Source organism: Micromonospora sp. WMMD729 (genome assembly GCF_049315225.1).
Taxonomy (GTDB): Bacteria; Actinomycetota; Actinomycetes; order Mycobacteriales; family Micromonosporaceae; genus Micromonospora.
On sequence record NZ_CP186059.1, the window covers coordinates 3565015 to 3577541 of the forward strand.

Annotated in this window: 9 protein-coding genes; 5 read left to right on the top strand and 4 right to left on the bottom strand. The window is 71.3% G+C overall.

Features of this window, described 5'->3' with window-relative positions:
• Window positions 1-108: 108 nt before the first annotated feature.
• From ACN263_RS16470 to sthA, 4 genes are all read left to right on the top strand, one after another.
• Window positions 109-1311: a sensor histidine kinase gene (locus ACN263_RS16470; RefSeq protein ID WP_422735186.1), complete on the top strand. Its 1203-nt coding sequence runs from the start codon at window positions 109-111 to the stop codon at window positions 1309-1311.
• A complete protein-coding gene (locus ACN263_RS16475) occupies window positions 1308-1946 on the top strand; it encodes a response regulator (protein WP_422735187.1) in 639 nt (212 codons plus the stop codon). Before ACN263_RS16470 ends, ACN263_RS16475 begins: the two co-directional genes overlap by 4 nt.
• 798 nt (window positions 1947-2744) lie before the next feature.
• Window positions 2745-3770 (top strand): fibronectin type III domain-containing protein, encoded by a 1026-nt coding sequence (locus ACN263_RS16480; protein WP_422735188.1) that lies wholly within the window; start codon window positions 2745-2747, stop codon window positions 3768-3770.
• Between the two features lie 53 nt (window positions 3771-3823).
• Entirely contained in the window at window positions 3824-5227 is a 1404-nt protein-coding gene (sthA, locus tag ACN263_RS16485) for a Si-specific NAD(P)(+) transhydrogenase (protein ID WP_422735189.1), read from the top strand.
• A 115-nt stretch (window positions 5228-5342) separates the two neighbouring features.
• Here sthA and ACN263_RS16490 read toward each other — a convergent pair whose 3' ends face one another.
• Both ACN263_RS16490 and ACN263_RS16495 read right to left on the bottom strand, forming a co-directional pair.
• Window positions 5343-6731 (bottom strand): endo-1,4-beta-xylanase, encoded by a 1389-nt coding sequence (locus ACN263_RS16490; protein WP_422735190.1) that lies wholly within the window; start codon window positions 6729-6731, stop codon window positions 5343-5345.
• A 40-nt stretch (window positions 6732-6771) separates the two neighbouring features.
• Window positions 6772-8139, bottom strand: coding sequence for a PHB depolymerase family esterase (locus ACN263_RS16495; RefSeq protein WP_422735191.1), 1368 nt, complete (start codon window positions 8137-8139; stop codon window positions 6772-6774).
• Window positions 8140-8447: 308 nt separating this feature from the next.
• Here ACN263_RS16495 and manD point away from each other — a divergent pair, with 308 nt between their 5' ends.
• The gene (manD, locus tag ACN263_RS16500) at window positions 8448-9656 is read left to right on the top strand and encodes a D-mannonate dehydratase ManD (protein WP_422735192.1); all 1209 of its coding nucleotides are present in this window, start codon (window positions 8448-8450) and stop codon (window positions 9654-9656) included.
• A 10-nt stretch (window positions 9657-9666) separates the two neighbouring features.
• Here manD and ACN263_RS16505 read toward each other — a convergent pair whose 3' ends face one another.
• Both ACN263_RS16505 and ACN263_RS16510 read right to left on the bottom strand, forming a co-directional pair.
• Window positions 9667-11805, bottom strand: a complete 2139-nt coding sequence (locus ACN263_RS16505) for an alpha-glucuronidase (RefSeq protein WP_422735193.1) — start codon at window positions 11803-11805, stop codon at window positions 9667-9669.
• Entirely contained in the window at window positions 11802-12491 is a 690-nt protein-coding gene (locus tag ACN263_RS16510) for a hypothetical protein (RefSeq protein ID WP_422735194.1), read from the bottom strand. Before ACN263_RS16510 ends, ACN263_RS16505 begins: the two co-directional genes overlap by 4 nt.
• Between the last annotated feature and the right edge of the window lie 36 nt (window positions 12492-12527).

The following is a 12527-nucleotide window of genomic DNA, read 5'->3' on the forward strand; positions in this document are numbered from 1 at the left end:
GCCCGCGCCGGGCGGCGACCGCATCGGCCCACGGTCGGGGAACGCGGGTGGTGGGTCTGTCTTTCGGCCGATCCGTCCCGGCCACCCGCGTGGCTACGCTGGGTCACGATGAACGCGCCGATCTTCTCGACCTGGTGGGTACGCCTGGGTCAGCTCGCCGGACTGACGGCGCTGGCCCTGCTGTGTGCCTTCGACTTCCGGTACGGCATCGCCAGCGGGATGGGCATGCTCGACGCGCTGCGGGCCCTGTTGCAGGTGGGGTTGGCGGCGGCGACGGCGGTCATCTGGCTGCCCGTGCACCGGCAGGGCTCCCGGGCGTTGCCGGTCGCGGCGCTCGCGCTCGGTGTCGTCTCACTCAGCGTCACCGCGTTCTTCCTGTTGCTGAGCACGCGTGGGAGTTACCTGCTGGGCGGCACCTGGGGACTGGCCGAGTCCGCCGGGATGGTCGCGGTGGTGTTCGTGGTGACCCGGTGGGGTGCTGACCGGCTCGCCCCCTGGGCGGCGGTGGTCGCCGCGCTCGCCGCCGCCGCACTGCCGCTGCGCAGCGGCGTCGAACCCGTCTTGGTGATCTTCGGGCTGCTCCAGGCGCTCGGCGCGGTCGGCGCGGCCGCCGTCGGGATCTACCTGCGCGTCGTCGCCACCGGCCGGGAGCGGGCCATCGCGCTGGTACGCGCCGAGCAACGCGCCGAGTTCGCCCGCGACCTGCACGACTTCATCGCCCATCACGTCACCGGCATCGTGGTGCAGGCGCAGGGCGCCCGGTTCGTCGCCGAACAGGATCCGCAACGGGTGATCGTCGCCCTGGAGCAGATCGAACGGGCCGGCGCCGAGACGATGGCCTCGATGCGACGGATGGTCGGCGTACTCCGCAATCCGGATGCCCCGCCGGACGCCCCGCTGGCCCCGCTGGCCGGGGTGGCCGACCTCGCGCCGCTGCTGGAGGGACACAACGGCACGACCGACGCGCCGGCCCGGCTCTCGGTCGACGGCCCGCTCGACGGGCTGCCGGTCGAGGTCTCCACCTCGGCGTACCGGGTGGTGATGGAGGGACTGACCAACGCTCGCCAACACGCGCCGGACGCCCGGTCGGTGGCGGTGTCGGTGCGGCGTACGCCGGACTGGCTGCTGGTCCGGGTCGCCGACGACGGCGCGACCCCGCGCACCGCGCCCACCCGAGGGCACGGCTTCGGCCTGGTCGGCCTCACCGAGCGGGTACGCGCCCTCGGCGGCACGGTCACCGCCGGACCGGGCGTCTCCGGCGGCTGGGTGCTCGACGCCGCGTTCCCCCTGCGCCCGGCGGTGCCCCGGTGATCCGGGTGCTGATCGCCGACGACCAGGCCATGGTCCGGACCGGTTTCGGCATGATCATCGGGGCGCAGCCGGACATGGCGGTGGTCGGTGAGGCCGCCGACGGGATCGCGGCCGTCGAGATGGCCCGTCGGTTGCGCCCGGACGTGGTGCTGCTGGACATCCGGATGCCCCGCCTCGACGGCCTGGAGGCACTCCGGCTGCTCGCCGGGCCGGGCGTCGCCGACCCGGTGCGGGTGGTCGTGGTGACGACCTTCGACCTCGACGAGTACGTGCACACCGCGCTGTCCCACGGCGCCTGTGGCTTCCTGCTCAAGGACTCCGGCCCGGCGCTGCTCGTCGAGGCGGTCCGCGCCGCCGTCTCCGGCGACGCGCTGATCAGCCCGTCCATCACCGTACGGCTGCTGGAGCACCTCAGCTCGCCCACCGCGCCGAGGGACGACGCGGGCCTGTCCCCACGGGAACTGGACGTGGTGAAGCTCGTCGCCCGGGGCCTGACCAACGCCGAGATCGCCGGCCAGCTCTTCATCGCCGTCGGCACGGTCAAGACCCACCTGGCCAGCGTGCAGGCGAAGCTCCCGGCCCGGAACCGGGTGGAGATCGCCGCCTGGGCCTGGGAACGCCGCCTGGTCAGCTAGCGGCCACCGCCACCGGCTGCCCCGCTCCGATCGCGCCACGCACCGATGACACTTGCCGGTCGCTGCACAGCGACCCGGCGGCGAGCTGGTGCCACCTCCCGGGAGGAGAGGCGGGTGCCTTGTGGGGAGCCTTTGGAGCTGATGTCGCAAACGATTCGGACCGGGCCGATCAGCCCCAGGGCGGTGGGACCGCCGAGACACCCACCCGCCGGCACCGGAGCGCCGGCGCCAGGCCGCCGGCACCGGACCGCTGGCACCAGACCACCGGCACCGGACTGCCGGCACCGAAGGGCTGGCCCGATCTGGCGGTGTCCCGCCGCTCTGATGCCGCGACGTCGGCGACCCGGTGCGGAGCAACGTCCACGATCGACTCGGGTTCAGGAAAGTGGGGGCGTTCCGACCACGCCAACAGCCCGGTTTGCGGGAACCTGCGGGTCGGGCCGCCCCAGCGCGGCGGGCCCGCGCAGGTGGGGCTACCCGGGTCAGATACGTCCGATCGGGAGTCGGCTCCGGGCCGGAGACTTGTCGGTTTGCCTACCGTCCTTCCGACCCTTCGTCATCCCGACCCCCGCGCCGCGATCGTCGAACCACCGGCGATGCCGCAAACGATTCAGCTCCAAAGGATCCGCACAACACCCTGCCCGCCCAATCCCACCGGCATCCGCCCGCCTCAGGCGGCCGGCAGGACGGGTGCCGGGACGGGTGGCGGGACGGGGCAACCTCAGATCGTCCGCTGTCCTAAAATCGACGGCAGTGAATCGCCGGCCCGCTGCGGACAACGGAGGCGAGGGATTCATCGTGCACCCAATCCGACCATGGCCCCGCTCGCGGGCCGTCGCCCTGGCCGTCGCCGCGCTGGTGGCCGCCACCGCCGCGCTGGGCCCCGGTGGTCCGGCGTACGCCGCGGACGACACCGAGCGCCCCACCGCCCCTGGCCCGATCACGGTCACCGACATCGACACCACCTGGGTCGAGCTGACCTGGGCCGCGTCGACCGACAACGTGGGAGTGGTCGGCTACGCAGTCTCGGCGTTGTTCGAGGACACCGGCCGGGCGTACTCGACCGACACCACCAGCATCCGCATCACCGGCCTGCTCCCGTCCCGCACCTACACCCTGAGCGTCGCGGGGCTGGACGCGGCGGGCAACCGGTCGGTGTCGAACCCGACGCTGCGGCTGACCATGCCACCGGGTGACACCCAGCCGCCGAGCGCGCCCGGCCAGCCGGTCGCGTACGACGTCGCCGCGACCCTGGTGTGGCTGCGGTGGACCCCGTCGACCGACAACGTCGTGCTCGACCGGTACGAGGTGTACCGGGTCGACGCCGGCGGCGCGCTGACCCGGGTCAGCGAGGTCTACCAGCACCCGCCAGGGCGTACCAGCACCCAGGTCAGCGGGTTGACGCCGAACACGACGTACACCTTCGTGGTGCGCGCCCGCGACGAGGCGGGCAACTGGTCGGCGCTGTCCCCGCCGGTCACCGTGACCACCCTGCCGCCCCCGCCGAGCTGCGCGGTCCGCACCGTCGTCCGACAGTGGCCGGACGGCTTCGTGGCGTACCTCGCGGTCGAGAACACCGGCACGACGGCGGTGAACGGTTGGACGATGACCTGGCGGTTCTGGGCCAGCCAGGAGGTGCGGGCGCTGTGGGGCGCGCAGGTCGTGGACCGGCCGAACAACAGCTACCTGCGGGTCCGCAACACCAGCCACAACGCGGTGATCAGACCCGGCGGCACGGTGTCGCTGGGCATCGTCGCCACCGGCACCCAACTGCCGGAGGAGGTCACGCTCAACGGCGGCGTCTGCGTGGCGGCAGACGAGTAACGCTCGCGTCCGGGGTCTGGTGTCGACGGCGACATCTTGCGACGCTAACGATCGTGTATGACTACGACCTGTTGGTGCTGGGCTCCGGACCCAGCGGTCAGAAGGCCGCGATCGCCGCCGCCAAGCTCGGCCGGCGGGTTGCCATCGTGGACCGCCGCGACATGCTCGGTGGGGTGTGCATCAACACCGGCACCGTCCCGTCCAAGACGCTGCGCGAGGCCGTGCTCTACCTGACCGGCCTGAGCCAGCGCGACCTGTACGGCAGCAGCTACCGGGTCAAGGAGGAGATCACGGTCAGCGACCTGGCCGCCCGGACCCAGCACGTCATCACCCGGCAGACCGACGTCATCCGCAACCAGCTCGCCCGCAACCGGATCGCGATGATCACCGGTACCGGCCGCTTCGCGGACGCGCACTCCATCTGGGTCGACGCGGGCTCCGGGCGGGAGTCGAAGGTGACCTTCGACAAGGCCGTCATCGCGGCCGGCACCCGCCCGGCCCGCCCGGACAGCGTCGACTTCGACGAGCGGACCATCGTGGACTCCGACGGCGTCATCAACCTCCAGGCCGTACCCCGCAGCATGGTCGTGGTCGGCGCCGGTGTGATCGGCATGGAGTACGCGTCGATGTTCGCGGCCCTGGGCACCAAGGTGACAGTCGTCGAACGCCGCGAGCGGATGCTCGAGTTCTGCGACGAGGAGATCGTCGAGTCGTTGAAGTACCACCTGCGCGACCTGTCGGTGGCGTTCCGCTTCGGCGAGGAGGTGGCCGCCGTGGAGAAGCACCAGACGGCGGCGTTGTGCATCCTCAAGAGCGGCAAGAAGATCGTCGCGGACACCGTCATGTACTCGGCGGGCCGGCAGGGTCAGACCGACGACCTGGCGTTGGAGGCGGCCGGGCTGACCGCGGACCGACGCGGCCGGATCAGCGTCGACGCCCACTACCGGACGTCCGTCGAGCACATCTACGCGGTGGGTGACGTGATCGGCTTCCCGGCGTTGGCGTCCACCTCGATGGAGCAGGGTCGACTGGCCGCCCAGCACGCCTGCGGCGAACCGATCCGGGAGATGCACGGCCTGCAACCCATCGGCATCTACACCATCCCGGAGATCAGTTTCGTCGGCCAGACCGAGGCCGAGCTGACCGAGGCGTCGACGCCGTTCGAGGTGGGCATCGCCCGCTACCGCGAGTTGGCCCGTGGCCAGATCGTCGGCGACTCGTACGGGATGTTGAAGTTGCTGGTCTCCCCCGAGGACGGCCGGCTGCTCGGCGTGCACGTGTTCGGCACCGCCGCCACCGAGATCGTCCACATCGGGCAGTCCGTGATGGGCTGCGGCGGCACCATCGACTACCTCATCGACGCGGTGTTCAACTACCCCACCCTGGCCGAGGCCTACAAGGTCGCCGCCCTGGACGCCTCCAACAAGATCCGCAACATCACCCGCATCGACGGCTGACCCACCCACCCCACCCCCGCTTGAGCCCCGGTGATCAAGAGGTTCGCGTCACGACACGCCGGGGCGGGTGACGCGAACCTCTTGATCACGAAAGTGGGACTGGGTGGGGTGGGGTTCAGGCGGGGGCGCAGGTGGGGGTCAGGGTGCCGGCGGTGCCGGTGCCCTGGAAGCCGAACTCGGTGGACTGTCCGGCAGCGACCTGGCCGTTGTAGGAGACGTTCCTGAAGTTCGTCGTGCCGCTGTTACCGCTGCGGTCGGCGCTCCAGGCGTTGGTGACGGTCGCGCCGGACGGCAGGTCGATCGTCACGGTCCACCCGTTGAGGGCCGAGGAGCCGGCGGTCACCCGGACGTTCGCCACGAAGCCACCGTTCCACTGGTTCACCGTCACGGAGGCGGAGCAGTCGCCCTGTCCCGGTGGCGGGGTCGTGGGCGGCGGGTCGCTGGGCGGCGGGGTCGTCGGCGGCGGGGTGGTGGTGGGCGGCGGGGTTGTCGGGTTGGTGCCGCTGTTCAGCGCGGCGAGCACGGCGTCGTACGCGGGCTTCTTCTGCCCGCTGTTGTTGAACAGCAGCGGCGACTGGTAGGACCGCCACGAGTCGCTGTCCCGGATGCCCCACACGGTGATGCCGTTGCAGCGGGCCACCGCGAGGCAGTCCTCGACCACGCTGCGGTACGTGTTAGCCGGGGCGCCCTCGATGTCCAGCTCGGTGATCTGCACGTCCACGCCCAGCGCCGCGAAGCTCGACAGCGTGGTGCGGTAGTTGCTGACGTACGGGGAGTCGCTGTTGAAGTGCGACTGGAAGCCGACGCAGTCGATCGGCACGCCACGGGACTTGAAGTCGCGGACCATGTTGTAGACGCCCTGCGTCTTGGCCCACGTCCAGTTGTCGATGTTGTAGTCGTTGTAGCAGAGCTTCGCGCCCGGGTCCGCGGCCCGGGCCGCCCGGAACGCGGCCTCGATCCAGTCGTTGCCGGTGCGCTGGAGGTTCGAGTCGCGCCGACCGCCGGAGTTGCCGTCGGCGAACGCCTCGTTCACCACGTCCCAGGAGTAGATCTGCCCCCGGAAGTGCGTGGCGACCTGCGTCACGTGGTTCAGGATCGCCTGCCGCAGGGCGGTGCCGCTCATGCCCTGCATCCAACTCGGCTGCTGGGCGTGCCAGGCCAGCGTGTGCCCGCGTACCTGCATGCCACGGCTGCGGGCGTGGTTGACGATTTGCTCGGCCGAGCCGTAGCTGAACCGGTTCTGCTGCGGCTCGGTGGCGTCGATCTTCATCTCGTTCTCGGCCGTCACCATGTTGAACTCACGGTTCAGGATCGTGGTGTACGCGCTGTCCGAGAGCTTGAAACCGGCCACCGCCGTACCGAAATAGCGGCCCTTCTCGGCGGCGGACGCGCCGAGCGTGGTCCCGGCGGCGGCGGGCGCCGTCAGGACCAGCGCCATGCCGGCGGCGAGCGTGCCCGCCCCGGCCAGCGCGACGGCGGCTCTGGACGCCGCCCTCCATCTCATGTTTCGCATTCGGGTGACTCCATCTGGGTGTGCGCAGGGGTCAGGAGACCGAGCAGGTGGCCCCGTTGAGGGCGAAGGCCGTGGGCTTGCCGGCGTCACCGGTGTGGGTGGCCTGGAAGCCGATGTCGACCGAGGTGTTCGGGGCGATGGTGCCGTTGTAGGAGACGTTGCGGGCGGTCACCGCGCCGCTGGTCGGCGAGTAGCTGGCGTTCCAGCCGCCGGTGATGGTCTGACCGCCGGGCAGCGTGAAGGTCAGGGCCCAGCCGTTTATCGCGCTGCTGCCCGTGTTGGTGACCGAGATGGCCGCGGTGAGTCCGTTGTTCCAGGCGTTGACCGTGTACGTCACCCGGCAGGCGCCCGCGCCGGGCGGCGGCGTGGTCGGGGGCGGCGTCGTGGGCGGCGGCGTGGTCGGAGGCGGCGTGGTCGGCGGCGGGGTCGTCGGCGGAGGCGTCGTCGGCGGCGGGGTGGTCGGCGGGGTGGTCGGCGGGGCGGTGCCGTCGAGGCCGAAGAAGCGGATCACCTGGGCGGCGTCGACGGGGATGTTGTGCGTGACGCCCTGCATGCTGATCGCCTCGACCGGAGCCATCGGGCCGCTGCTGCCGTACCGGGTGCGGGTGTAACCCGACTGCGGAGAGTCGGTGTACGTCGGGGTCTGGCTCAGACCGTGCACGTTGGTCCACTGCTTGACCTGCTCACCGAAGTTCGGGTAGCGCAGGGTGTCGTCGCTCGTGCCGTGCCAGATCTGCATCCGCGGCCGCCGGCCGTTGTAGCCGGGGTACGCCCCGCGGACCAGGTCCCCCCACTGCTGGGCGGTCTTGATGAGCTGCCCGTTCGCGCACTGGCTGTTCCACTCCGAGCTGCCCCCGGTGGCGAAACAGGCGAACGGCACCCCGGCGAAGGACGCGCCGGCCGCGAACACGTCGGGGTAGTCGCCGAGCATGACGTTGGTCATCATCGCGCCCGACGAGGTGCCGGTGGCGAAGACGCGGTCCGGGTCGGCGGAGTACCGCTGCTTGACGTAGTCGATCATCGACATGAGCCCGGCCGGGTCGCTTCCGCCACCCCGGCGCAGCGCCTGCGGCGAGGCCACGTCCCAGCACTTGCTGCTGCGGGTCACCGACGGGTAGATGACGATGAAGCCGTACCGGTCGGCGAGTTGGGCGTACTGCGTGCCGGAGTAGAAGGCGGGGCCCGATCCGGTGCAGTAGTGCAGGGCGAGCAGGATGCCCGGTCGGGACGACACCCGGTCCGGGACGTACAGGTGCATCTGGAGGTTTGTGGGGTTGCTGCCGAAGCCGGTCACCTGGGTGAGCGTCGCGGCCGACGCGGGCGTGGCGAACGCCAGCGCGGCGGCGGCGACCGTCGCGACCGCCGTGAGGACGCCGAGCAGCCTTGTCTTCAGTGTCATGGTTCGCGATTCCTCGGGAGAATGGCGCATGGAAGGGGGTTAGTCGAGGACTGCCCTTCGCCCGACCGTGACCGCGGCTCGCGTGACCGATGTCAGCTTCAATCGAGCCAACTCGATTGTCAAGGTTCTCGGAAACCTTTCGGCGCAAGGGTTTGCGCGGTCACCTGCACGCTCATCCCGGCCGGCGGGACCGTTCGACAGCGACCGATGGCGGGATATTATCGGCACGTTCCCGATAAGCAGACCGTCTCGGCGCGGACCCCCTGCGAGCGTCCTCACCCGACTCGCGCGGGCTTGAAGGAGATCGAGTGAAGATCGTCGACGCCCGGGTCATCGTGACCTGTCCGGGCCGCAACTTCGTCACCCTCAAGATCGTCACCGACGAGGGGGTCACCGGCGTCGGGGACGCCACCCTCAACGGCCGGGAGCTGGCCGTCGCGTCGTACCTGCGCGACCATGTGGCGCCGCTGCTGATCGGCCGGGACCCGGCCCGGATCGAGGACACCTGGCAGTACCTGTGCCAGGGGGCGTACTGGCGGCGCGGGCCGGTCACCATGAGCGCGATCGCCGCGGTGGACACCGCCCTGTGGGACATCAAGGGCAAGGTGGCGGGCCTGCCGGTCTACCAACTGCTCGGCGGCCGGTCCCGCGAGGGCGTCACGGTGTACGGCCACGCCAACGGCGAGACCGTCGAGGAGGTGCTGGTCGAGGTCGCCCGGTATGTCGACCTCGGCTACCGGGCCGTGCGGGTGCAGTGCGGTGTGCCGGGCCTGCCCAAGACGTACGGGGTCAGCGCCGACAAGCTCTTCTACGAGCCGGCCGACGCGGCGTTGCCCAGCGAGGCCACCTGGTCGACGCAGCGGTACCTGGCACACGTGCCGGGCGTGTTCGCGCGGGTGCGCGACGAGTTCGGCCCCACCCTGCGGCTGCTGCACGACGTGCATCACCGGCTCACCCCGATCGAGGCGGCCCGGCTCGGCCGCAGCCTGGAGCCGTACGCGCTGACCTGGATGGAGGATCCGGTCCCGGCCGACCTTCAGGAGGGCTTCCGGCTGATCCGGCAGCACACCACCACGCCGATCGCCGTGGGCGAGGTGTTCAACAGCGTCTTCGACGCCGCCCAGCTCATCCGCGAGCAGCTCATCGACTACATCCGGGCCACCGTGGTGCACGCCGGCGGGATCACCCACCTGCGCCGCATCTTCGACCTCGCGGCGCTGCACCACGTCCGCAGCGGCTCGCACGGGGCCACCGACCTGTCGCCGGTCTGCATGGCCGCCGCGCTGCAGCTCGACGTCTCGATCCCCAACTTCGGCCTGCAGGAGTACATGCGGCACACCGCGGAGACCGACGAGGTGTTCCCGCACGGGTACCACTTCGCCGACGGCTACCTGCACCCCGCCGAGACGCCCGGGTTGGGCGTCGACATCGACGAGGAGGCGGCGGCCCGCTACCCCTACGCGCCCGCCTACCTGCCGGTGAACCGGCTGGAGGACGGCACCGTGCACCCCTGGTGAGCCACCCCGGTCAGTAGATCCGCCGCCCCCGCGCGTCGGGCACCCCGGACTTGCGGAAGAAGTACGTGTTGATCTGATCCCGCCACTCGGTGGCGCTGCGCACCTGCTCGTCGAGGCGCTCGGCCACCCGCTCGTACACGGCCGGGTCGATCATCCCGTTCAGGGTCTGCCACCGGCGTCGCATCACCGCCACCTCCTCGACGCCCGCGAAGTGGGTGTCGTAGATGTGCTGGATGACCGTCGACCCGCTGTGCAGGACGTGGTCGTACGGCACATGGTGGAAGAACAGCAGCAACTCGTCCGGGCAGGTCTGCGGCGACTCGTACACGTCGGCCCAGTACGGCGGGTACTGGCCGGCGAAGCCGGTGCCCGAGGCGCGACTGCGGTCCACGCCCACGCCGTCGCGGTCGGCGAAGTGGTAGGTGCCCCACCGCGAGTACTCGTACCCGTCGACGTCCGGGCCGTAGTGGTCGCCGGGGTGGACCATGAAGCCGACACCCAGCGGGGCGGTGTACCGCTCGTAGGTGCGCCAGGAGTCGTCCATGATCTCGTGCAGCGTCCGCCGGACCAGCTCCGGGTCGGCTGTCGCCGACGGTGGGAACGTCAACGTCATCCACTCGTCGAGGATCGTCGTCGGGTCGAGCCGCGGATTCCAGGCGAGCCGGCCGACCGTGTAGAGGTTGGCCTGCGCCAGTGGATGTCCGGTCCAGAAGGGATCGTCACCGGTGTTGGCGACGGCGACCAGGCCGCCACCCATGCCCGCCTCACCGGTGACCACGTCGGCGATGGTGCGCCCACCGGGCCCCCACGGCGCGAAGCTCAGCACCTCGCCCCAGCACGGGCCGAGGTGGCAGACGTGCCGCTGCTGACCGGTGTACTCCTGGGTGACCTGCACCTCCACGGCGACCCGGGTGGCCGGCATGGCGGCGAGAACCGGCGACACCGGCTCGCGCGTCTGGAAGTCCACCGGGCCGAACTTCACCTGCAGGACCACGTTGGTACGGAACCGACCGTCGAGCGGGGTGAAGTGGTCGTACGCGGCCCGGGCGCGGTCGGTGGACCGGTCCCGCCAGTCCTGGTGGTGGTTGTAGACGAACGCCCGCCAGTGCACCACTCCCCCGTACGGGGCGAGCGCCTCGGCGAGCAGGTTCGCCCCGTCGGCGTGGTCACGCCCGTAGCTGAACGGGCCGGGCTGCCCCTCCGAGTCGGCCTTCACCAGGTAGCCGCCGAAGTCACCGATGCGCGTGTAGACGCGCCGGGTGGTGGCCGCCCACCAGGCGCGGACCTCCTCGTCGAACGGGTCGGCGGTGGGCAGTCCGCCGAGGACCATCGGCGCGGCGAAGGTGACCGCCAGGTGCACCCGGATGCCGTACGGACGCAGCACGTCCGCGATCTGGGCCACGTCACCGAGCCGGTCGGTGAGCAGCAGCGCCTCGGCCCGGCCCACGTTGACGTTGTTCACCGAGATGGCGTTGATGCCGCTGGCGGCCAGCAGCCGCCCGTACTCCCGGATCCGGGCCAGGTCCCCGCGCGGACGGCCACCAGCCCAGAAGATCGAGCCGCCCGCGTACCCCCGTTCTACCTGGCCCATCACCGGGTGCACGGCCACGTTGTCCCAGTGGTTGAGCATGCGTCGGCGCAGCGCGGGCCGGTGCAGCTCGGGTGGACGGGCCGGGTCGAACGCCGCCGCGCAGAGCCGTACGACGTGGAACAGCCCGTACAGGAGGCCGGCGGGCGCGTCGGCCAGTACCACCGTCGTCTCGCCGCTGCGGGCCAGCAGGAAACCCTCGTCGCCGAGCGGCTCACCGTCGCCGACGTCGGCGAGCGCCGCCTCCCCCGCCGCGCGGGCCGCCTCGACCGCTGAACTGGGCAGCTCACCCGCCCCGCGCAGGGTGAGCACCAGGTCGACGTCGACGTCCCAGGAGGGTGAATGCCACACCCGCCCGCCGTAGCGCGTGCAGGCGCGGGTCACCTCGTCGAGCACGGTGTCGACGAGCAGCCCGTCACCGTGCACGAGGACGCGCCGCGCGCCGAGGGCCCGGAACGCCTCCGGCGGCAGCCAGGCGGGGTGTACGCGTGGATCCTCGACGTCGGGCGGCTCCGCCACGAACACCGGCTCCTCCAGGTCCATCGAGTCGTACGCGCTCACGCGGTGAACTCCTTCCGGATCAGGTGGACCATCGGGTCGGCGACGCGCAGGACCCCCAGGGCGACGACCGAGGCGAGCAGCGCCAGCACCGCCTCGGAGAAGACCGCGGTGATCCCGGCCGCCGCCGCGAGCAGCAGGGCGTTGCCGACGGTGACGCCGGGGGTCCGGACGAGGAAGTGCACGGCCAGGCGCAGGACGTCCCGGGTGCGGAACTCGAACAATGAGGTGATCACCAGCGCGTTGAGCGCGCAGAGGATCACCCCGACCGCGACCAGCACCAGCGGCACCACCCACCAGCTCGGCAGACCGACCGCGTCGCGGTAGGCGAGGTTCAGCGCGAGCACCGTCAGCCACAGCAGCGCCGGCGCCCAGACCCGCAGTGCGCCCCCGACGTTGCTCCGGTAACCCCGCCAGAACAGCGCGGCGGGTCGCAGGTCGGTCAGGTCGGGCCGCTGGTGGCGCAGGGCGTACAGGGCGGAGGAGATCGCCGGCCCGACCGGCGTGAGCAGCAGCGCGACCAGCAGCAGGTTGCTGGGGTCACGGTCGAGCAGCAGCAGCGCGAGCAGGGCGGGCAGGGTGGTGAGCAGGAGCAGCACCTCGACCACGAGCAGGATGTAGACGCGCGACGCGAACCGGGACAGGGGTCCGTCGCCGAGTTGCCGCCCAACGTGCGTCGTGTCGTTCACCGTCGTCCTCCTCCCGGGTCGGTGCGGCGACCCGCG